This window comes from Arthrobacter bambusae (assembly GCF_022606295.1).
GTDB classification, from domain to species: domain Bacteria; phylum Actinomycetota; class Actinomycetes; order Actinomycetales; family Micrococcaceae; genus Arthrobacter; species Arthrobacter bambusae_A.
Genome location: NZ_JAHHZS010000007.1, coordinates 39,944 through 61,781 on the forward strand (window position 1 = coordinate 39,944; position 21,838 = coordinate 61,781).

Sequence of the window (21,838 nt, forward strand, 5' to 3'; positions counted from 1 at the left end):
GTCAGACCGAAGAGCGTTCTAGCAGCGGACAGTCGACCAATTGCTGGTCGGCAGTGATCGGCTGTCCTGCTGTGAGAGCTGCGAGCGTCTGGACTCCCAGAGCGCCCATTTTTTCGAACGGCAACGCAACCGTGGTCAACTTTGGCCTGAGGTAGGCCGCAATCAGTTCCTGGTTGTCGAAGCCGATCACGGCGATGTCGCCGGGGATGGTCAGTCCCCGTTCCTTGATGGCGTCATAAGCGCCCATCGCCATGCGGTCATTGAGGCAGAACAGTGCGGTCGGCCTGTCCTGCTGGGGGTAACGATCCAGGATTTGGCACGCCGCCTCATAGCCTCCATCCGCCGTCGCATGCCCGGACACCACCAGCTCCGGATCCAGTTCCAGCCCGGCGCCCGCGAGTGCTTCTCGTGCACCCTCCAAACGCCCGATGGCCGCGGGAATGTGCGGGTCCAGATTGATGACTCCGATCCTGCTGTGGCCGGCCCGGAGCAAACGATCGACGGCAACCCTGCCGCCCGCGCGCTCGTCCGGGACGATCGAGGGCAGCTTCCCGTCCGCGTCGAAACAATTGATCAGGACGGTGGGAACCTCGTGGGCGCTTTCCGGAACGTGCACGCCGCGGTGGTATGTTGCCGCGTACAAAAGTCCTTCTACTCGTTGTTCCAGCAGCTTTTCCGTTGCTGCATCTTCCAGCCCTTGGTTGGGTCCCACGGCATCGGCCTGGTCGGAAGGCGCGATGAGCAGGAACCGGTGGTCAAGCCAGGCTTGATCCTGGGCGCCCTTGATGATGTCCACCGCAAACGGGGCCGTCACGATCTCGGTGACGAGTCCGTACCAATCACTGCGCTGGGAAGCCAGTGCGCGCGCTCCGGCATTCGGGCGGTAACCCAATGCCTGAACGGCGTCGTTGATGCGGATGCGTGTTTCCTCAGAAATGCTGGCGTTTTCTCGGTTGCTCAGCACGAACGAGACCGCCGTCCGGGAGACACCGGCGTGCCGAGCGACATCACTCATGGTGACACCCCGCTGCCGCACAGCGGCGGCTTTCTGGTGGGTGGTGGTTTTCGCCATTGAATGCTCCGGTGTCTTCGTTGATCCTGCGCGCAGTACCAAGGGTTCGGTCTGAGGTCGTATCGCAATCGTTGGCAAGTAACGCGGGTTACCTTCAACGGTGTGATTGAGGTTACACGCGTTACCTCGTGGCTGTCAACGGCTTCCACCGGCATGCGGACAGTTGGTTCACGACCACTTGAGCCAGGCCGGGCGTCGGAGGATTTGACTGTTGACTTGTCCGGTGGACAAGCCGTAGGTTCCCTTTTTGACAACGTTGTCTTCGTTCGGTGGATCTGACGCAAGTGCAGCATTTGAGTCGATCAAGGCCCCCACACAACCAGCCGAGCGACAACCGGCATTACCTGCCTGTCACTGTCGACACGAAAGGTGAATACGTGCGCCGCACACATTCCGGTCCCGGTCTGACACCCGGACCAATATCAAAAAAACGTCTCAACGCCCTGATCCTCGCCGCCGCCATGGCCGCTGGCAGCGCCCTTCCGCTGTCCGGCCCGGCTCTGGCCGCGGACACCTCCGGGGCGGCCTCGACGGCTTCCGGCGCGGTCGGAACTTCCTCGCCCTACTCCGAGACATACCGGCCCCAGTTCCACTTCAGCCCGGCAACGAACTGGATGAACGACCCGAACGGCCTGGTCTACTACCAAGGCGAATACCACATGTTCTTCCAGTACAACCCCTCGGGGGACACCTGGGGCAATATGTCCTGGGGCCACGCCGTCAGCACGGACCTGGTGCACTGGACGCAGCTCCCGCTCGCCATTCCGCAGGACGACAAAAACATGATCTTCTCGGGCAGTGCTGTCATCGATAAAGACAACACGACGGGCTTTGGCCGGCCGGGCAACCCCGCCATGGTGGCAATCTACACCGCCGCCGACAAGGCTACCGGGAAGCAGTCCCAAGCACTCGCCTACAGCACGGACAAAGGCCGGACCTTCACCAAATATTCCGGGAACCCAGTGCTGGACATCGGGTCAAACAACTTCAGGGACCCGAAAGTCTTCTGGTACGAGGCCGGACACGAGTGGCTGATGTCGGCCGCGTTGTCCGACCAGCACAAGGTGTCTTTCTACAGTTCTCCTGACCTGAAAACGTGGAAGCATCTGAGTGATTTCGGTCCTGCAGGTGCCACGGGCGGTGCCTGGGAATGTCCTGACCTGTTCCCCCTGCCGGATCCCGCCAACCCCGGCAAACAGAAGTGGGTACTGACGGTCAACCTCAACCCGGGCGGGATCGCAGGAGGTTCGGGCGTCCAATATTTCACCGGAAGCTTCGACGGCACCAAGTTCACCTCGGATGACAAACCCTACGTCCCCCCGGCCGGGACATCTCTGGGAAACTTCGATAACGGTACTTACGATGGCTGGCAAACCACCGGGACCGCCTTCGGCACTGCCCCGGCCACAGGAAGCCTGCCGGGCCAGTCCAGCGTTACAGGCTTTGAAGGAACCGGCTTCGCCAACAGCTTCAACGGCGGGGACGGCCCCACCGGCACACTCAGTTCCCAGACCTTCACCGTCAACAAATCCCACCTGAACTTCCTCGTCGGCGGCGGCAACCACCCCTACGCCGCCGACACCGTCCCGTTCGGCACCCTGCCGGCCGGTCAGGTGTTCAACGACTTCTCCGGGACCACCTACGGTGCCGGCTGGACCGCCACCGGTTCCTTCGCCAGCTCCGGGCCCTCGACAGAGAGCCTGCCCAACCAGCTCGGCCCCAAGGTGCTGGACACCTATGCGCCCGCCGGAGATCCCGGCACGGGCACCATCACCTCGCCGACCTTCACGGTCAACAGCCCGTACATCGACCTGCAAGTCGCTGGCGGGAACCACCCCTGGGGCCAGGCGAACGCGACCGCGGTCAACCTGATCATCGGCGGACAGGTCGTCGCGACCACCACCGGCCCCAACAGCCCTGACCTGACGTGGACTAACTGGGACGTGAGCAAGTACCAAGGCCAGCAGGCGCAGATCCAGGTCGTGGACCAGAACGACGGGTCCACCGGCGGATGGGGCCACCTCATGGTGGGCGACATCGTCTTCGCCAACGCCCCGGCCAAGTCCTGGGACACGCAGACCTCCGTTAATCTCGTCGTCGACGGCAAGGTGGTGCGCTCCGCCACGGGCGCAAACAGCGAGAACCTGGACTGGGCGTCGTGGGACCTGAGCGACCTGATCGGCAAGCAGGCGCAGATCCAGGTCGTCGACCACAACACCGGCGGCTGGGGACACATCCTGGCCGACGACTTCACCCTCTCAGACACAGCGGCACAATCCGCAGTCCAACGCGCTCACTGGGTCGACTACGGCAAGGACAACTACGCCGGTGTCACCTTCAATGACGCCCCTGGCGGCAAGCGGATCATGATCGGCTGGATGAACAACTGGGACTATGGAGGATCCATTCCCACCTCACCATGGCGCAGCGCCATGACCGTCCCGCGGGAGCTGTCCCTCCAAACCGTCGACGGCGAACCCCGCCTGATGCAGACACCGGTCAAGCAGCTCAACCAGCTCACTACGGGGCCGTCCGTCCACAAGGAGAACATGTCCGTCCCTGCCGGAAGCATCGTCCTGCCGGCCACAGGGAAGGCGCTCGACATCTCGGCGTCCTTCACTGCCGGTACTGCAAGCTCCTACGGACTGAAAGTCCGCACCGGGTCCGGCCAGGAAACACTCATCGGCTATGACAACAAATCCGGACAGGTCTACATCGACCGGACCAAGTCCGGCGCCGTGGGATTCAACCCCAGCTTCCCCGGAGGTCAGACCGCGCCGCTCACGACAAGCGGAGGAACAGTCAAACTCCGGATCCTGGTTGACTGGTCCTCGGTCGAAGTCTTCGCCGACGACGGGAAAATCGTCCTGACAGACCAGATCTTCCCGGACCCATCCAGCCAAGGCATCGAAGCTTTCGCCAACGGAGGAAACGCTGTTCTTACTTCTCTGGACGTCAAGCAGATGAAGTCGGCCTGGCAATAACCGGAAGCCCCATCGCATTGATCAGACCGCGGCGCCCGCAACTTCACCGTTGCGGGCGCCGCACCCAGCGGCCCTTGCATCATGCACGTACCGGGGCAATCATGCCGGGTCAGGAGAGCAGCCAGCAGACCTCATCCTGCAACCGGAGCGGGCTACGAAAATGCGCCGGAGCGGCGCCGCATCAGGAAACAGGCGTCCACGAGTCCTCCTGAGGAGGATGGGACACGACGAATGGCACTTCCAGCCAGTGCCCATCGCTTCCATGACGGAGGGGGTCGTCTGCCCGGTGGTGCCAGATTTCCAGGCGCATCATCCACTCTTGAGTATGCTTCTGCACCCGCCCCATGGTGTCCTTTGCTGGAGCGTGGCCGGGCATAGAGATGGACGGATCCCTTGTGGTGCTGCCTGTGCTTCCTGGCTTCAGTTGAATTGCGTATTAAATGCGCAATGGTCGTTGCTGCTCCCGAAGTAGTCCGGGAGCAGCAACGACCGCTGGGGTGCAGGCGCTTTTCAGCCCTGCGCACTTTTCTGCCTTGGCGGGCCCTAAATCAGTGGGTGGAGCCAGGTCAGGACGGAGCCGTCTTCTTCGATGTGCTCGGCGAGTTCGGCGTTGAATTTCCGGCCGTATTCCGCTCCGATGTGTTCCTCGAATGCCGCTTGGTCGCGGTAGACCTCGAACACGAAGTATTCCCGCGGGTTGGTTTCGCGGGTGTAGGGCAGGAACATGACGTTCCCGGGTTCCCGGCGGACGTGAGCGGTGAGCTCGGCCATCATTTCGGCCACCCTCGCTTCGCTGCCCTGTCTGACGGTGAATTCCGCGTACAGTGTTTTGGTCATGTCCGGTCCTTACTTGGTGGGTTCGGATGTCTTGCAGAGTTGGTTGTTAGTTCAGTGGCGGGAGCTCGCCTGATCCCCTAGGGATCAGTTCTGACGGGACGATGTAGGTTTTCGGGGCGCCGTCGTCTCCGTCGATTCTGGCGAGGATCCGTTCGGCGGCGAGTTTGCCGATGCGCTCGGGGTGCTGGGCGATCACGGTGATCCCCGGTTCCATCATGTCGGCCAGGGTGAAGTCGTCAAATCCGATCAAGGCAACTTTGTGATGCAACCCAAGGGATCTCAGCGCGCGCATGGCACCGAAGGTGATCAGGTTCTGGCTGGAGAAGATCGCGGTGGGAGGGTTCTCCGAGGTGAGCAACTCGATCGCCGCCCGGAGGGCGGTCTCCTCGTCGTGGAGTCCGTTGCGCACCGGGATGGTCGAGGTCGCAATTCCTGCCCTGCCGATTTCCTCCAGGAACCCCGTGCGGCGTTTCGTTGCCGTCTGGATGTCTGTCCGGTCGCCGAGGTAGGCGAGTCTGGTGTGGCCGTGGCGGATGAGGTGCGCGGCCGCCTTTGAGGCGCCCGTCTCATTGTCCGTGACCACCGCGTCGGCTTCGATGCCTACCGGCTCGCGGTCGATGAACACCATGGGCAGGTTCCGTGAGTGCTCCGGGATGACGTAGGCCTGGCTTCTGGCGATCGGGGTCAGGACAAGTCCGTCGACCCGGCGCCCCAGGAAAGCGGAAATCAGCTTTTTCTCCCGCTCCGGATCGTCATCCAGGCTTGAGGCGAAAACCGCAATCCCGCGCTCGGTCAGTGCGTCTTCCAGTGCCCTGTGGATCTCGCCGCTGAAGGGGTTGGAAACACTGGGCAGCAATAACCCGATGGATTGGGTCTTGCGTCCGGACCGTTTCAGGCTGCCCGCCGTCATGTCAAGGTGATACTGCAGCTGTTCCGTGGCCCTGAGCACCCGCTGGCGTGTTTCCTCCGAAACGCCTGGTTCGTTGTTCACGACTCTTGAGACCGTCTTGATCCCGACTCCCGCGAGATCCGCGACGTTTTTCATCGTCGGAGGCCTCCGCCCGGAAACGGATTGGTAACGATTAGACACCGTTGTCAACGAACTGCTCCTCATCATCGATTAACACTTGACTCCCCAGTGTGAGCTTGGTTACATGATACATGACATCGTTGTCTGGCGCCGGAAAGGCGCCACAAACACAGGAGTTTCAATGTTGAGTTCCAAAGCCCCGAGGCCGGCCGCGACCCGCCTTCTTGCCGCCGGCGCAGTCCTGACCCTCGGCGCACTTAGCTTGACCGCCTGCGGAGGCAGTTCCTCTAGCTCTTCCTCCAGCGGAGGTGCCGCAGGAAAGATCGGCGTTTCGCTGATCGTGAAGACCACCTCCAACCCGTACTTCGTGGCGATGGAGGACGGCGCGAAGAAGGCAGCCGAAGGCGGCAATATTGACCTGAAGCTCGCTGCAGGCAAGTCCGACGGCGACGAGGACACTCAGATCCAGGCCATCGAGAACGCCATCTCGAGCGGTGACAAGGGCATCCTGATCACCCCGAACGGCCCGGCCGTCGTCGACGCGATCAAGAAGGCCCGCGACGCGGGGTTGTACGTGATCGCCCTGGACACCCCGCCGGACCCGGCAAGTGCCGTGGACATCACCTTCGCTACCGACAACTTCGCGGCCGGCAAGCAGATCGGCCAGTGGACCGCGGCGCAGCTGGACGGCAAGAAGGCCACCATTGCGCTGGTGGACCTGTTCAGCGACAAGGTCGTCTCGGTTGACTACAACCGCGACCAGGGGTTCCTGACCGGCCTGGGCATCGACACCGCCGACAAGACGAAAAACGGTGACGAGGCCAAGACCGGCAAGTACACCGGCGGCAAGGGCGGGGACTACGAGATCGTCGGCAACCAGGCCTCCCAGGGCGCCGAAGACGGCGGCCGCACGGCAATGGAAACCCTGCTGTCCAAGAACCCGAACATCAACGTCGTCTACACGATCAACGAACCTGCCGCGGCAGGCGCCTACGAGGCCCTGAAGGCCGCGGGCAAGGACAAGGGCGTGCTGGTCGTCTCCATCGACGGCGGCTGCACCGGCGTGAACAACGTCAAGTCCGGCATCATCGGTGCCACTGCCCAGCAGTACCCGGTGAAGATGGCCCAGCTGGGCGTCCAGGCCATCCAGGACCTGGCCACATCAGGCAAGAAGCCCACGGTCTCAGCCGGCCTGGACTTCTTCAACACCGGCTCCGCACTCGTCACGGACAAGGCAGTTTCCGGACTGCAGAGCATCGACACGACGGCTGCTTCCCAGATCTGCTGGGGCAAGTAACGCCTCTCTCTGCGGGGGGCGCGCTAAAAGCGCCTCCCCGCAGAATACCCAGCACGACAACAGTTATAGAACATTGAAGTTCAGGAGCAATTCAAGTGACCCAGCAACAGACCGCCGGCCCGCCGAGCGCCGGTCATGCTGACCTGGCCGAGGAATTCCTCGACCGCCAGACCCCTCTCAGCAGAATCCGCAACATTCTCCACCGCTACCCGGCCCTCAGCCCCGCCATTGTCCTGCTGATCGCGGTGGTGGTCTTCGGGATCCTCAATGAGCGCTTCCTGCGGGTGGAGAACCTGTCTCTCATCACGCAGCAGGTCGCGGTGGTGGGCACCCTGGCGATCGCCCAGACCCTGATCATCCTGACGGCCGGCATCGACCTCTCGGTCGGGGCGGTCATGATCCTGTCCTCAATGGTGATCGCCCAGCTCGCAGTCAGCAACGGCATCCCCGGGCCGCTCGCCCTCATTGCAGGTCTCGCCGTCGGTCTGGCGGCCGGGGCACTCAACGGCTTCCTGGTGACCAGATTCCGGCTCCCGCCGTTCATCGTCACCCTCGGAACGCTGAACATTTTCGTCGCTTTGACGCTGCTCTACTCCGGCGGCAGCACGGTCCGCGGATCCGCGATGCCGCCGGTGCTCACATGGCTGGGAAGCACGTTCCCGATCGGACCCGTACGCATCTCCACCGGCGTCGTCATGATGATCCTGCTCTACGTCGTGGTCGCTTTCATCCTGGGCAAGACCGCCTGGGGACGGCACGTCTACGCCGTGGGCGATGACAAGGAAGCCGCCCGGTTGGCCGGCATTCCTGTGAGCCGCGTTCTGATGAGCGTCTACCTTGCCGCCGGGGCGGTGCTGGCAGTCGGTGCCTGGATCCAGATAGGCCGGACGAACGCCGCCAGCCCGAACGCCGGGGTCGACCTGAACCTGGACTCCATCACCGCCGTCGTGATCGGCGGAACCAGCCTCTTCGGCGGCCGCGGCTCCATCTGGGGTTCCCTGCTTGGCGCATTGATCGTCGGCATCTTCCGCAACGGTCTCTCACTCGCAGGCCTGGACGTCCTCTACCAGACTCTCGCCGTCGGGATCCTGATCATCGTTGCCGTGTCTATCGACCAGTGGATCCGAAAGGTCAAGTCATGACCACGACAGAATTTGCAGCCTCCCACACCAACACCCGCGAACCCATCCTCAAGGCCAGGAACCTCGTCAAGACCTTCGGCCGCGTCGTCGGCCTCGACGGCGTGAGCCTGGACCTGTACCCGGGCGAGGTACTGGCCGTCATCGGCGATAACGGCGCCGGCAAGTCCACGCTCATCAAGTGCCTCACCGGCGCCGAAGTCCCCGACGCCGGGGAGCTCTACGTATCGGGACAGCAGGTCCACTTCAAACGACCGCAGGACGCGCGGGTCCACGGCATCGAAACGGTCTACCAGAACCTGGCCGTCTCCCCGGCCCTCGATGTCGCCTCGAACCTGTTCCTCGGCCGTGAAGAACGACTCCCGGGCCTCCTGGGGAGCGTGTTCCGGATGCTCGACACCAAAGGCATGCGCAGGAAGGCGAAGGAAGAGCTGACCCGGCTGGGCATCTCCACCCTGCAGGATGTCACAGTTCCGGTCGAGAACCTTTCCGGCGGCCAGCGCCAGGCCGTCGCCGTGGCACGCGCGGCGGCTTTCGGGTCCAAGGTGGTCGTTCTGGACGAGCCGACGGCGGCCCTGGGCGTGCGCGAATCGAACCAGGTCCTCCAACTGGTCCGCGACCTGCGCGACCGCGGCCTGCCGGTCATCCTGATCAGCCACAACATGCCGCACGTGTTCGATGTGGCCGACCGGATCCACATCCAGCGCCTGGGCAAGTGCGCGGCCACCATCACCCCGCAGTCCCACAGCATGACCGACGCCGTCGCAATCATGACAGGAGCCGCAAAGGCCTGACGGGCCCACCGGCACCTCCCGCTCCACCGGAGCCCCTTCTCCGTCCGCGGACCTGCCAACAGGTCCGCGGACGGATCCATACCGGGCTCCCACCAGTCAACCCGAAGAAAGAACCCCGATGCACAAACCCCAACCGGACGGCTCCAACCACGAGCTGATAGACGCTGTTGTCATCGGCGAAGCCCTGATCGACATCGTCAACGGCCCCGAAGGATCCATCAGTTATCCGGGCGGGTCCCCGGCCAACGTCGCCTATGGCCTCGGGCGGCTCGGCATCCGGACCGGGCTGCTCACGGCAATCGGCGACGACGAGCACGGCACCGCCATCACCAACCACCTCCACAGCGCAGGCGTCGAGCTTCTTCCCGGATCCGCTTCCCTTGAACGGACGGCAACCGCCACCGCGACATTGGCTGCCGACGGCTCAGCCAGCTACGAGTTCGACATCGCCTGGCAGCTGGCACCTGTGGCGCCGGCCATGATCCCGAAAATTCTGCACACGGGCTCGATCGCTACGTTCCTGGCCCCGGGAGCCGGCACCGTCCGCACTCTTCTCGAGCAGTGCCACCAGTCCTGCCTGGTCACTTACGACCCCAATATCCGCCCTGCTCTCCTTGGCAGCCACACCGAGGCAACGACGATCTTCGAGGACCTGCTTCCGCTCACGGACGTCGTCAAACTCAGCGACGAAGATGCACACTGGCTCTACCCCGGATGGTCCCCGGACGACGTCGCCTCCCACTTGCTGCAACATGGCGCGCGCCTGGCCGTCATCACCAAGGGCGCCGACGGTGCCCTTGTCGCCACACCCGGCGGCCGCTTCAGCATCCCGTCCGTGAAAACCGACGTTGCCGACACCATCGGCGCCGGCGACTCCTACATGTCCGCACTCATCTTCGGACTGCTGACCCGGGGCGACGAAGCGTTTACGCCGCCCGGGCTCGAAGCCATTGGGCAGACCGCGTCGATGGCCGCCGCAATCACAGTGAGCCGCCCGGGCGCCAACCCGCCGACCGCCGAAGAGTTGCAGACGCGTCTGGCAGGCCCTCGGCGACGTCGGCACGCCGTCGCCTATTCTTAACCATCCACCGCCCGATCTTCGGCTGTCAGTTCGACGCACCGCCGTCCACTTGTGTGTGCGCTCATTCAGGCCAAGAAGCGAGATCTTCAACGACGCTAATGCTCTTCATGTTCCTGCACTGCGACGGAAGCCCCAGCTGAGAGTCCCGGGCATTGGCCAAGGTTCAGCTCGTAAAGGTGACGCTCTCAAAGTCGGCGCTCCGTCAGATCCTTTGCGGCAATCCCAGCGAGAGCTTCTGTGAAACGCAAGAGCCCGGCATGGTCGTCGCTGATGAAGCTGATATCCAGTAGGCCCCGAGCCGGTTCCATCTTTCCCGTCGAGCGAGGCGGCAGTTCGGACCCTGGACCCGTCGAATTCGATTTGGAAATGCTCGGCTCCGTCCTGTCCGGGGTCCAGGACGGACCCGTACTCGCCGTGTTTGTATCGGTGTTATCACCCCGTCACGCCGATGTGGTCGGTGTCCAGGGTGATGCACACGAGGCTTTCGTGCGGCCAGAAACTTGGGGTGTGGCCGGGGAAACTGAGGACATCGGCAGCAGTTTTGATCATGAGCGTTTCCATGGTCCTTCTCTTTCCGAGGCGGCGTCGCCAGTGGGCGAGTGGGCGTTAGGTTCCGGCGTCGTTCTGATAGAGGCGCCTCCGCTGGGCATGAGGGGCCGGAGTGCAACTTGGGGAACCGGGAACGATCCGAAAGTTCGCGAGGAAAGAAGCGGAGCGCCGAGCGAAGTTTTGGATTGGGGCCGGCGCAAAACGCCCTGGTTGCGCGGAGGGCCGGCCCAGCGATAATCGACGATCAGAATGACAAACAGCGATGACTACGGCTGCCTGTGGTCAGCGGTAAGGGCCCAAACACGACGCCACATCTGTGCGGGAAAGCAGCAGAGCTGTTGGGCTTTACTGTGCTCCTGTGCTCCTGTGGTCGAGCACGAGAATGTCCAAGTAGGGGACGAGCTCCACAAGCGGCGACTTGGCCGAGCGAGGCCCCGGAGATTGCAACCGACTCACCTTTAACTCACCTTAATCAGCGTCAACCAATGACAATTCATCACCCATCGTCGCCTACAAAAACCCCTAGATTCCGGGGGAGAGGGACATATTCAAGGCGCACAGAGGACCTGGGTCCTAAAGCGGGGGTCGTCGGTTCGAATCCGACAGGGGGCTCCGATTGCGGCTTTGAGCTGCAGGTATAGCGGCCAAATTGGCCAGCGGCGGCGCTGAAAGATGCGCGACGGCGGGTGAGGCTACGTTTGTTCCGGCGACGCGTTTCCCGGAGCGTGCTGTGACCTCATTCCGAGAGCGACGAAGATCAGCCAAAGGGCGAAAGCGGCAGCTCCAAGAACAGCGCCATCTGCGCTGACGCCCGCAATCTCCGACGCGGGCTCGTTGCGTCTCCAGGCGAAGCATGTGACGCCCATGTAGCCACACCAGTAGAGCAGGGACGAAACGGCCAAAAGCGGTAGTGCGGGGGCCGCTTTTCTCAGCCCGGAGAGATTGTTGCGCCTGAAGATACTCTTCCCGTAACCGGGGCCCGGGAGGGAGTTCACCGCGACAACAGCGCCGAGGATGATCGAGGCATGTACCCCGAAAGCCAGCAGCCCGAGCGGCCCTTTCGGGGGCGCCATGGCGGCGAGGACTGCCGCAGTGCTGCTGGTCTCCGCGTCGGCGATGATCACACCAAGAATGGACAGATTGGCCACCGCGCAGAGGCCAGCCCCGGCCCGTCCGATGACCGGCCATGACCATGCGGTGGACTTTGACTCACTCCCCATGGCCGAAAGTGTACGGCTTCGCCGAGTTCGCGAAGTATCCCGGCCCGGGTTATTTGTCGGTTTCTCCAAGGTTCCGTGAACAATCGAAGCATCCGGTCTGGACCGGCTGATTTTTGGGCGGCTATGGCCTCAGGTAGTCGCGTAGCCCGGGAAGAGGGAAATCACCCCTCCGGCCCTTGGCTGGTGGATCGTTGAGGGACTGCGGATTTCGACGTGGTCTTCCAAGACGCTCCTGGTCTCTCGTTGGCTACGTCGCACGCGCCGAAGACAACCCTCGTGCCGATCGCCCTTTCCATCTGGCCAAGCATTTAGCTGAGCTGCGTGACGGCGGAGCGAAGCCGGTGCAGGGCGGCCGAGGTGAGCTGGCCGAGGCTCTGCTTGTTACCCTCGGCGGTCCACGCTTCGAATCCGGCTTTGAAGGCCAGCACGCCGAGCTCCGCCGCCATTATGGCGATCGTCTCCTCGATACCTCGGTCGCGGAGCGCATCAGCCATCGCCGCGGCCATGCCGACTCTCTTGAGCGCGGCGCGTTCCTGCAGTTCGGAACTGGTTGCGATCACTGCCTCGAGGCGGGGGCCGAGTTCGCGGTTGAACGAGGTCATCGTGCTGGCGGCGTGCGCGAGGCCGGCATCAACCGCGGATAGCGGGCTCGCCCCGGCCGGAGCGGCGGCAATGCCCCCGGCGAGGAGTCGCGACAGGGTCTCCTGGCCGGCGGCCAGCACCTCGCGCTTGTCGCTGAAATGACGGAAGAACGTGCTCTTGGTCAGACCCGCCCGATCGGCGATCTCGGCCACCGTCGTCTCGTCGTAACCCTGTTCGGTAAACAAGTGCAGAGCTGCGACGACAAAGCGCTCGCGAGCATCCGGTTTCCAGCGTGGCATTCTCCCATTGTAAGTGATGAGACTTTAGTCGCATAACGATGCTAAAGTGATGGGATACAAGTCGCATCAGGAAGGAGTTTGCCCATGCGTGTTTTCGTCACCGGAGCGTCCGGGGGAATCGGATCGGCGGTCGTCCAGGAGCTCGTCGCCCACGGTCACGAAGTCGTCGGGCTTGCCCGCTCGGAGTCATCCGAGCAGAAGGTCGTCGACGCGGGCGGCACGCCGCTGCGCGGGAGCCTCGGCGATCTTGAGGTGCTCACGGCCGCCGCCACCGACGCTGATGGCGTGATCCATTTGGCCTTCAGCAATGACTTCTCCGATCTCGAGCGGAGCATCGCCGAGGAAGGCCTGGCGATGGACACCATCGGTGCCGCTCTCATTGGAACCGACAAGCCTTTCGTGATCGTCTCCGGTACGACGGCGGTGGAAGGCCGCTCTTCAACCGAGCAGGATCCGCTGATCACGGCGGGGCCGGTCGGGGGCCGTGGGATCAACGCGCAACGGATCCTCGATCTCGCCTCCCAGGGGGTGCGCACGTCGACCGTGCGCCTGCCCCGGTCGGTGCACGAGCGTTACGTCGCGTATGGCTTCGCCGGCATCCTGATTGCCGCGGCGCAGCGTTCCGGCGTGTCCGCCTATGTCGGCGACGGCAGCCAGCGCTGGCCGGCCGTGCACCGTCGCGACGCCGCGGCATTGTTCCGCATCATGCTGGAGAGGGGTGAGCCCGGAACGACAGTGAACGCTGTTGCGGACGAGGGCGACACGATGCTCTCGCTGGCGTCCGCGATCGGCGAGCAGCTCGGCCTTCCGCTCCGGCAAGTGCCGGCCGAGACCTTCGGGCCGCTCGGGGCCATCTTCAGCGTCGACCAGCCCGCGTCAAGCGTCTGGACACGCGAGACCTTCGGGTGGGAACCGACGCACCCCAGCTTGCTCGCGGATATCGCAGCTGGAGACTACCCGGGCGCCTAGGGAGAAGCCCCGTGTGGCGAAAGGGGCTAGAATATAGTTAGCATTGCTAATTAGCGTCGCTAACCGTGGCTGGCGGCCACCCCTGGAGGCACCATGACTGACACCAACAAAGATTCCCCGCACCCGACGGATGACATCCAACCGGACGTGCTTGCGATCGATCTGCGGACTGCCGTGATGCGCACGTCCCGGCGGCTGCGGATCGAGGCGAGCGGCGATGTCCTCACGCCGGGCCAGTACACCGTCTTGGCGCACCTTCGGAGCGGCTCCCAGACCCTTCGGCAACTGGCCGAGCGGGAACATGTTCAGGCGCCGTCGATGACCCGGATCGTGAATTCGCTGACCGAAAAGGGATTTGCGTCGCGGTCAGCGGATCCGGTGGACGGCCGCCAGGTCCAGGTGGGAATCACTCCGGCCGGTGAGGAAGTCCTGGACGAGGCCCGGAGCCAGCGGACGGCGTGGCTGGCTCATCGGGTTGCCGGACTCAGTGAGGAAGAGCGCCTGACGCTCAGCCGCGCGGCGCACATCCTGCAGGAGTTGAGCGCACGATGAGCGCGATGTTCCGGGCATTGGAAAACCGCAACTACCGGTTATGGGCCTCGGGAGCCATGGTGTCCAACATCGGCACGTGGATGCAGCGGGTCGCGCAGGATTGGCTCGTGCTGACGGTCCTGACCAATCATTCCGGCACAGCCGTGGGTATTACCACGGGGCTGCAGTTCCTGCCCATGCTGTTGCTTGGTCCCTACGGGGGCGTGATTGCAGACCGATACCGCAAACTGAGGATCTTGCGGTGGACACAGTCGGCCATGGGCCTTTGTGGATTGCTTGTCGGGCTTCTGGTCCTGACCGGCTCGGCGCAGTTGTGGCAACTGTATGTGGCCGCCCTTTGCCTTGGAGTGGCCAGCGCCATTGACGGGCCGGCTCGCCAGGCCTTCGTTTCCGAACTCGTGGGGCAAGAGCATGTTGCAAATGCCGTGGCACTGAACTCTGCTTCCTTCAACACCGCCCGGCTCACTGGACCGGCCATCGCCGGGGTCCTGATCGCCTGGATCGGCACGGGACCCGTCTTCCTGCTCAACGCGGCCAGTTTCGCCGCCGTCCTCGTGTCATTGTGGCGCATTCAGCCTTCCGCGCTGTTCCCCTCGGCACCGGCAGGCAACGGGAAGCATCCGGTGGTGGAGGGCCTTGGCTACGTGAGCCGACGCCCGGACCTGGTGCTCATTCTTGTCATGGTCGGGATCCTGGGGGCATTCGGCATGAATTTTCCCGTTACCAATGCGCTCATGTCCACGACGGCGTTCGGCATGGGGCCCGGGGAATTCGGCCTTCTGGGTTCCATCATGGCGGTGGGGACGCTGGCCGGGGCGCTCATGGCGGCCAGGAGGTCCGGTCCGCGGATGCGTTTTTTGCTGCTCGGGGCCATCACCATGGGCATCTTCACCCTCATCGGGAGTATCTCTCCGTCATTCTGGCTCTACGCAGCGTCGCTGATTCCGGTCGGCATCGGATCCATGACCTTCCTGAACAGTTGCAATACGAGTATCCAGCTCTCGGCGGAACCACAATTCCGGGGGCGCGTGCTGGCGCTGTACATGGCTGTCATGCAGGGTGGGACTGCCTTGGGCGCCCCACTCATGGGGTGGATCGGCACTGAATTCGGTCCGCGGTGGGCGGTGGCAGTCGCCGGTACTGTTGTGCTGTTGACCGCCTTCTGCGCAGTGATCGTGGTCAGCCGGAAAAACGACCTGACCTTTCGCAGCCAAGTCCGGACCGTCTTCGTGCGAATGGCTCACCGGGATCGAAATATTCACGACGCCGAAACCAAGGAAGCTGCGTAATTCCACACAAAATGCGCGGGATCCGCGGTTGGACGGGCATAGTTAAGCTCTTGGGCTTGCACTTATGGGTACAGTCACCGCATGGATGCAGCACGGATACGAACAGGGGCTTGACTTGGCAGGGAATGCAACCTTCAGGCACAGTAACACCGCGCTCCTCTCGGTGAGCTGTATCGAGGCTCCGAGGATCGTGAGTTCCACGGATTTCGACCGCAGGTTGGCTTCAACGCTGCAGCGGTTGAAGTTCCCGCCGCGGCTGCTTGAGCGCGTGGCCGGCATCACGCACCGCCGCTGGTGGGCCGCCGGGACATCATTCGATGACGCAGCGGTCGAAGCCGGCGCGAAGGCCTTGGCAGAGGCCGGCGTCGAAGCGTCCGAAATCGGCCTGCTGATCAATACTTCGGTCACGCGGCGCAATCTCGAACCATCCGTGGCGGTGAAGATCCACCACGAACTCGGCCTGCCGTCGTCGGCCATGAACTTCGACCTGGCCAACGCCTGCCTTGGATTCGTGAACGCCTTGATCCTGGCGGCCAACATGATCGACTCCGGACAGATCAAGTACGCGGTCATCGTCAACGGCGAGGACGCCCAGGTGACCCAGGAAGCCACACTGGCCCGATTGCAGCGGCCTGAGACCACCCGTGAAGACTTCGGCCGGGAGTTCGCCACCCTCACGCTCGGTTCCGGAGCTGCCGCAGCAGTCTTGGGCCCCGCGGACGAGCACCCCGGGGCGCATCGGCTTATTGGCGGCGTGATGCGTGCCGGCACGGAACACCACGAATTGTGCGTGGGAGGCATCGACGGAATGACCACCGACACGAAAGGGCTGCTCGATGGCGGCCTCCAGCTGGTCGTCGACGCCTGGCAGGAAGCCCAGCCGGAGTGGGACTGGGCCGCCATGGACCGCTACGTCACGCATCAAGTCAGCAATGCCTACACCCAAGCGATCATCAATGCCATTGATCTGGACGCGGACAAGGTTCCGATCACGTTCCCGCACTGGGGCAACGTTGGCCCGGCCTCGCTCCCGATGACCCTGGCAGCCGAGGCGCAGTCGCTGAGCTCCGGAGACCGTGTGTTGTGCATGGGTGTTGGTTCAGGGCTGAACGCGGGAATGGTGGAAATCGTTTGGTAGCCACCCTCTGGCCCGGGGTCGATCCGGAGTGGTCCCGGACAATCGGCGTCCCGTCCACTTCCGCCGTCGATGCGCCAGGCACCGTGCGCCGCTGGCACGTGTTGGACAACGGCGCCCAGCTCTCCCGCCGCGGCCTGGCTCCCGCCGGCACCCTGCTGTGCGTGCACGGCAACCCCACATGGTCTTATCTGTGGCGGACCCTGCTGGCCGCCGGATCGGACGCGGCCCATCCGTGGCGGGTTGTGGCGGTAGACCAACTGGACATGGGCTACTCCGAGCGCAGCGGCACCTTCCGGCGCCTGGCGGACCGGATCAACGACCTGGGCGACCTCACGGACGCACTGGACCTGGACGGCCCGGTGGTGACGGTGGGTCACGACTGGGGCGGCGTCATCAGCCTGGGCTGGGCACTGGCGCACCCGCGGCAGGTCAAGGGCGTGGTGCTGACCAACACCGCCGTGCATCACCCCTCCGATTCGGCAATCCCGCCAGCCCTCCGGCTTGCCTTGCACCCGCTCGTTCACCGGTGGGGCACGACGACGTCGGACGCCTTTCTGCGGGTGACACACTCGCTGGCGAACCCGCCGCTGCCCGCCGACATTCGAGACGCCTACATGGCCCCCTACCGCGGAGCCTCCCGCCGGGCCGGGGTAGGGAACTTTGTGGCGGATATTCCCGCGGATGCTTCCCATCCGAGCTTCCCTGCGCTCACATGCGTCGCGGAAGGGTTGCGCGGGCTGAAGGTCCCGGCCCTGATGCTCTGGGGCCCCCGGGATCCCATCTTTTCCGACCGGTACCTCAAAGACCTCATCACGCGGCTTCCGCACGCCGACGTGCACCGCTTCGAAGGCGCGGGACACCTCGTGGCGGAAGACCGGGACATTGCCACACCTGTCTTCCAGTGGCTTGCCGAGCACGGGGGTGTGAGTGCAAGCCAGCCTGACACAGTCGAAGAGCCAACGAGCGGCGGTCACGGGCGGAACGGTGCGGCCGAGCGCTCGCAGGCGGGTTTCCGGGCGCTTTGGGAATCGCTCGGCGAGCTCGCGACGGGACCGGCGAATGAAGATATCGCCGTTGCGGAAATGGCTCCGGACGGCAGCGTCGGCCGTTCCCTCAGCTGGCAGCAGCTGGACCGGAACATCCTTGACCTTGCGTCGGGGTTGCGGGAAGCCGGGGTAGGGAACGGCAGCAGGGTGAGCCTGATGGTTCCGCCCGGAGTGGACCTGACCGTAGCCCTCTACGCGTGCTTGCGGATCGGCGCGGTAGTGGTCGTGGCCGACGCCGGATTGGGAACCAGAGGCCTGAGCCGGGCGCTGAAGGGCGCCACCGCCGATTTCCTCATCGGAATCGACAAAGCGCTGGCAGCCGCCTCGGTGCTCGGCTGGCCGGGACGGCGGATCAGCGTCCGGGACCTACCGGCTGCCCGCCGCCGGATCCTGGGTGTCGAAACCTCTCTCACCGCCCTGGCCGGGCTCGGTGCCAAGCATGGTTCAGGGTTGCCCGTGCACATTGTGGACCCGGATGCGCCGGCCGCCGTGCTCTTCACCTCAGGCTCCACCGGTCCGGCGAAAGGCGTGCTCTATACGCACAGGCAGCTGGCCGCGATGCGCGATACGCTGGCCGAAACTTTCGGGATCGGTCCCGGTGCCCGGCTCGTGGCGGGTTTCGCCCCGTTCGCCCTGCTGGGGCCCGCGCTCGGAGCTGTTTCGGTGACGCCAGACATGGACGTTACTGCGCCCCGCACCTTGACGGCCCGCGCGCTGGCGGACGCAGCAGCGGCCATCGACGCTACCGTCGTCTTCGCTTCTCCGGCTGCGCTGCGCAACGTCCTTGCCACCCGGGATGACGTGAGCGGGGCAGGGCATCCAGCCCTGGAAGGTGTCGGGTTGCTTCTCTCTGCCGGCGCGCCCGTCCCGGAACGGCTCTTGGCGCAGGTGCAGCAGCTGCTGCCCCGGGCTTCGCTGCATACCCCGTACGGGATGACCGAGGCGCTGCCTGTCACCGATATCAGCCTCGAACAAATCCAGGCCGCCGACGCCGAAGCCGCCGCCGGTACGGTTGCGGGAGCAGGCAACGGCGTGTGCGTCGGGAAGCCCGTGCATGGCGCCAGAGTGGCCGTCGTCCCACTGGCTGCGGATGGGACCGCACCTGGATCCCATGCAGTGACGGAAGCTGGCGTGACCGGGGAAATCCTCGTCAGCGCCGCACACGTCAAGGAAGCCTACGACAGGCTGTGGTTGACCCAGCGGGGGAGCATCAGCCCGCCCGGATGGCACCGCACCGGCGACGTGGGCCACTTCGACGACGCCGGACGGCTCTGGGTGGAAGGACGTCTCGCCCATGTCGTGACGGCGCCCGGGGCGGTGGTGACGCCCGTGGGTGCCGAACGGGCGATCGAAAGCCTCAACTGCGTCCGGCTGGCCGCCATCACCGGCGTCGGACCGGCGGGGACCCAGGCCGTCGTCGCCGTCGTCGAGACTGTCCCTCCCTCCCGCAAAGCCGGCCTTGCTGCGCCGGCGCTCGCCGCACGTGTCCGCGAGGCAGCCCTTGAGGCTGGCGTCATGGTCTCCGCTGTGCTCGCGGTCCCCGCGCAGCCCACCGATATCCGACACAACGCCAAGATCGACAGGACCCGGCTGTCCCGCTGGGCTTCACGGGTGTTGGCCGGCGGCCGGCCTGGAGAGCCGTGAGGGTCCTCGTCACCGGCGCGAGCGGGCTGCTCGGACGGGAAGTTGCCCGGCTACTGGTCCGCCAAGGCCACGTCGTGGCCACGTTTCAGCGCCGTCCCTCAGGAGTCGACGGCGCGACGGACTTCCGCGGTTCCCTGACGGACGCTGCGGCACTCCGGAGAGCAGTCGAAGGCTCGGAGGGAATCATCCACCTGGCCGCGAAAGTATCCTTCACGGGCCGTGCAGCGGAGTTCGACGAGGTGAATGTCGAGGGGACCCGCAAGGTGCTCCATTCCGCCCGCGCGGCCGGGGTACGGGACGTAGTCTTCGTCTCCTCCCCGTCGGTGGCCAACTCCGGCACCTCGATCGTCGGGCTGGGGGCGGAGCCAGCCGATCCGCAGCATGCGCACGGCAACTACTCCCGCACCAAGGCCGAAGCTGAGTTGCTGGCGCTAGCAGCGGACGCTCCGGACTTCCGGGTCGCCGCGGTGCGCCCCCATATCGTTTGGGGCCCCGGCGACACCCAGCTCGTGGAACGGGTCCTGGCCCGGGCCAGCCGCAACCGCCTCCCGCTGCTCGACGCCGGTGCGGCCCTCATCGACACCACCTACGTGGACAACGCCGCCTCGGCCATCGTCGCCGCGCTGCACCGCATGGAACATGTCCATGGCCGATCCGTCGTCGTGAGCAACGGCGAGCCGCGCCCGGTCGGCGAACTGCTCGCAGGCATATGCGCAGCAGGGGGCGTCGCCGTGCCGTCGTGGACCGTGCCGGGTGCTGTGGCGCGGGCGGCGGGAGCCGTGGTGGAAAGGCTCTGGACCTGGACAGGGCGCCAAGAAGAGCCGCCGATGACCAGATTCCTCGCCGAGCAGCTCTCCACCGCCCACTGGTTCGACCAGCGCGAGACCCGGGAACTCCTCGACTGGACGCCCGCGGTCTCCCTTGATGAGGGACTGGCACGGCTGGCCGAGCACTATCGGGGCGCCGGGGGCTAAAGCCGGGGGTCGGACGTGAGCGCCCGGCCGTCGTCGAGCCGTCCTGCCAGGATCCGAAGGAGCTTCGGATCCGCCGCAGCGGTGAGCTTGAGGTCGTACCAGCCGCCCTGAGTCTGCATCACAACAGTCTTGGCCTGGCCCGGGTTGAGCGCGAGCTTCTGCGATCCGGCGCCACTCCGGGAATGAAGGTCAATCTCGACACACCGCTCAGCGAGGCGCTGGCGCGTTCCATGACCCGGACCCAGGACACCCGGTTCAGTCCGCTGCTGGTCACGGACAACGCCGGCGGCTTTGCCGGCGTGGCCCGCCTGGAACGGATGATCACCGCCCTCGACGAGGCGGACCCTGCCATGAAGGACCAACAGCACCCATGATGTGTTCCTGTCGCCCGGCCGCAGCGGGTCCGGCTTTCAACCGCCTGCGGTCCCGCCCAGGGAATGGCCCTGCTTCTCAGTCTTTCGGGCGGTGAGGTAAAGGCGATGCGCGGTGATGACCAGGACCAGCCAGGCGGCGCCAAGGGTCCACGCCGCCAGGACATCCGTGAGCCAGTGATGACCCAGGAACACGCGGCTCAGCCCAATGGTCAGGGCGAAGAGGGCAGCCCCGGTCACCGTCCAGGCGCGGGCCCGGCGGGAGCGGCAGCGCAGGATGATCAGATAGGCGACAATTCCGGCGATCACGAACGAGTTGAGCGAATGCCCGCTGGGAAACGACGGCGAATACTCGTAGGGCGGCACAGCGTCACTGAGCGGCGGCCGGGCCCGGCCGATGAGCTGCTTGCCGGCGACTGTCATGAGCAGGGAACCGGCCGCGGCTGTCACGATGAGGATCGCGGGGGTCCAGGAACGGCGCCGCAGAACCAGAACGGCCGTCGCGATCACCGCAAGGATCGGCATCCCGATTCCTCCACCCAGATCGGTGTATGCAGTGGCTGCCGCGTCCAGTGCGGGGCTGCGCAGGGTCATCGCTGCTTCAAGGACCGGGTGGTCCAGGGCGGCGACGCCATCTGCTTCTGTTACCGCCTCATATACAAGGCCTGTCGTGAAGGCCAGCAGTGATGCGACCACGGCTCCGGCAGCCAGGATCAGGATCAGCACGCCATAGGGGCCGAGCCGGGCGCTGACGCGTTGCGCGCGGGAGGCAAGCCACCTGCCGGCAGGGGTCTTCCACCGGGCAAGGTCGGCGTCACCGACGAACCGGTCGTCAGTGAGTTCGCCCGTGCCTCCGGCTGACTCGTTGTCCGACGTGCCTTCGGGGTGAACACCCATCGTCTTCCGCCTTCCAATGCGCATGGACTTGATCAGTAAGGTTACCTTCTATGCTGTTTGCAGACGGGACATTC

Annotated in this window: 19 protein-coding genes; 12 read left to right on the top strand and 7 right to left on the bottom strand. The window is 64.7% G+C overall.

From position 1 onward, the window contains the following. Nucleotide 1: 1 nt before the first annotated feature. Nucleotides 2–1,072 carry a LacI family DNA-binding transcriptional regulator gene (locus tag KNN17_RS06675; protein WP_241708017.1) on the bottom strand — a complete coding sequence of 357 codons (1,071 nt, stop codon included), beginning with the start codon at nucleotides 1,070–1,072 and terminating at the stop codon, nucleotides 2–4. Between the two features lie 377 nt (nucleotides 1,073–1,449). On the opposite strand from KNN17_RS06675, the gene KNN17_RS06680 reads away from it, so the two are divergent. Then, nucleotides 1,450–4,056, top strand: coding sequence for a GH32 C-terminal domain-containing protein (locus KNN17_RS06680; protein ID WP_308196776.1), 2,607 nt, complete (start codon nucleotides 1,450–1,452; stop codon nucleotides 4,054–4,056). A 543-nt stretch (nucleotides 4,057–4,599) separates the two neighbouring features. On the opposite strand, the gene KNN17_RS06685 is transcribed toward KNN17_RS06680, so the two are convergent. Together KNN17_RS06685 and KNN17_RS06690 are read right to left on the bottom strand one after the other, a co-directional pair. After that, on the bottom strand, nucleotides 4,600–4,893 hold the full coding sequence (locus tag KNN17_RS06685; RefSeq protein WP_241708018.1) for a putative quinol monooxygenase: 294 nt from the start codon (nucleotides 4,891–4,893) through the stop codon (nucleotides 4,600–4,602). A gap of 46 nt (nucleotides 4,894–4,939) precedes the next feature. Beyond that, the gene (locus tag KNN17_RS06690; protein ID WP_241708019.1) at nucleotides 4,940–5,938 is read right to left on the bottom strand and encodes a LacI family DNA-binding transcriptional regulator; all 999 of its coding nucleotides are present in this window, start codon (nucleotides 5,936–5,938) and stop codon (nucleotides 4,940–4,942) included. 166 nt (nucleotides 5,939–6,104) lie between these two features. Here KNN17_RS06690 and KNN17_RS06695 point away from each other — a divergent pair, with 166 nt between their 5' ends. The 4 genes from KNN17_RS06695 to KNN17_RS06710 all read left to right on the top strand — a co-directional run bounded on the left by KNN17_RS06695 (nucleotide 6,105) and on the right by KNN17_RS06710 (nucleotide 10,234). After that, the gene (locus KNN17_RS06695; protein ID WP_241708020.1) at nucleotides 6,105–7,220 is read left to right on the top strand and encodes a substrate-binding domain-containing protein; all 1,116 of its coding nucleotides are present in this window, start codon (nucleotides 6,105–6,107) and stop codon (nucleotides 7,218–7,220) included. 95 nt (nucleotides 7,221–7,315) lie between these two features. After that, complete coding sequence (locus KNN17_RS06700) at nucleotides 7,316–8,362, top strand: ABC transporter permease (RefSeq protein ID WP_234750546.1); 1,047 nt, start codon at nucleotides 7,316–7,318, stop codon at nucleotides 8,360–8,362. After that, on the top strand, nucleotides 8,359–9,153 hold the full coding sequence (locus KNN17_RS06705) for an ATP-binding cassette domain-containing protein (RefSeq protein ID WP_241708021.1): 795 nt from the start codon (nucleotides 8,359–8,361) through the stop codon (nucleotides 9,151–9,153). The genes KNN17_RS06700 and KNN17_RS06705 overlap by 4 nt, the downstream gene beginning before the upstream one ends. Before the next feature lie 118 nt (nucleotides 9,154–9,271). Beyond that, on the top strand, nucleotides 9,272–10,234 hold the full coding sequence (locus tag KNN17_RS06710) for a carbohydrate kinase family protein (RefSeq protein ID WP_241708022.1): 963 nt from the start codon (nucleotides 9,272–9,274) through the stop codon (nucleotides 10,232–10,234). Between the two features lie 1,241 nt (nucleotides 10,235–11,475). Here the strand turns inward: KNN17_RS06710 and KNN17_RS06715 are convergent. Together KNN17_RS06715 and KNN17_RS06720 are read right to left on the bottom strand one after the other, a co-directional pair. Continuing rightward, nucleotides 11,476–12,003 carry a hypothetical protein gene (locus KNN17_RS06715; RefSeq protein ID WP_241708023.1) on the bottom strand — a complete coding sequence of 176 codons (528 nt, stop codon included), beginning with the start codon at nucleotides 12,001–12,003 and terminating at the stop codon, nucleotides 11,476–11,478. A 308-nt stretch (nucleotides 12,004–12,311) separates the two neighbouring features. Next, entirely contained in the window at nucleotides 12,312–12,884 is a 573-nt protein-coding gene (locus KNN17_RS06720; protein WP_241708024.1) for a TetR/AcrR family transcriptional regulator, read from the bottom strand. Between the two features lie 84 nt (nucleotides 12,885–12,968). Here KNN17_RS06720 and KNN17_RS06725 point away from each other — a divergent pair, with 84 nt between their 5' ends. From KNN17_RS06725 to KNN17_RS06750, 6 genes are all read left to right on the top strand, one after another. Beyond that, nucleotides 12,969–13,853: an SDR family oxidoreductase gene (locus KNN17_RS06725; protein WP_241708025.1), complete on the top strand. Its 885-nt coding sequence runs from the start codon at nucleotides 12,969–12,971 to the stop codon at nucleotides 13,851–13,853. Nucleotides 13,854–13,946: 93 nt separating this feature from the next. Next, nucleotides 13,947–14,405, top strand: coding sequence for a MarR family winged helix-turn-helix transcriptional regulator (locus tag KNN17_RS06730; protein ID WP_241708026.1), 459 nt, complete (start codon nucleotides 13,947–13,949; stop codon nucleotides 14,403–14,405). Then, on the top strand, nucleotides 14,402–15,694 hold the full coding sequence (locus KNN17_RS06735; RefSeq protein WP_241708027.1) for an MFS transporter: 1,293 nt from the start codon (nucleotides 14,402–14,404) through the stop codon (nucleotides 15,692–15,694). The genes KNN17_RS06730 and KNN17_RS06735 overlap by 4 nt, the downstream gene beginning before the upstream one ends. An 85-nt stretch (nucleotides 15,695–15,779) precedes the next feature. Then, nucleotides 15,780–16,832, top strand: coding sequence for a 3-oxoacyl-ACP synthase III (locus tag KNN17_RS06740; RefSeq protein ID WP_241708135.1), 1,053 nt, complete (start codon nucleotides 15,780–15,782; stop codon nucleotides 16,830–16,832). Next, entirely contained in the window at nucleotides 16,826–19,522 is a 2,697-nt protein-coding gene (locus tag KNN17_RS06745) for an alpha/beta fold hydrolase (RefSeq protein WP_241708028.1), read from the top strand. Before KNN17_RS06740 ends, KNN17_RS06745 begins: the two co-directional genes overlap by 7 nt. Next, nucleotides 19,519–20,496, top strand: coding sequence for an NAD-dependent epimerase/dehydratase family protein (locus tag KNN17_RS06750; RefSeq protein ID WP_241708029.1), 978 nt, complete (start codon nucleotides 19,519–19,521; stop codon nucleotides 20,494–20,496). Before KNN17_RS06745 ends, KNN17_RS06750 begins: the two co-directional genes overlap by 4 nt. Here the strand turns inward: KNN17_RS06750 and KNN17_RS22390 are convergent. Next, nucleotides 20,493–20,615: a hypothetical protein gene (locus KNN17_RS22390; protein ID WP_264637437.1), complete on the bottom strand. Its 123-nt coding sequence runs from the start codon at nucleotides 20,613–20,615 to the stop codon at nucleotides 20,493–20,495. The genes KNN17_RS06750 and KNN17_RS22390 overlap by 4 nt on opposite strands. Nucleotides 20,616–20,678: 63 nt before the next feature. Here KNN17_RS22390 and KNN17_RS06755 point away from each other — a divergent pair, with 63 nt between their 5' ends. Continuing rightward, the gene (locus KNN17_RS06755) at nucleotides 20,679–20,870 is read left to right on the top strand and encodes a hypothetical protein (protein WP_241708030.1); all 192 of its coding nucleotides are present in this window, start codon (nucleotides 20,679–20,681) and stop codon (nucleotides 20,868–20,870) included. Nucleotides 20,871–20,906: 36 nt separating this feature from the next. On the opposite strand, the gene KNN17_RS06760 is transcribed toward KNN17_RS06755, so the two are convergent. Continuing rightward, entirely contained in the window at nucleotides 20,907–21,764 is an 858-nt protein-coding gene (locus KNN17_RS06760; protein ID WP_241708031.1) for a phosphatase PAP2 family protein, read from the bottom strand. Between the last annotated feature and the right edge of the window lie 74 nt (nucleotides 21,765–21,838).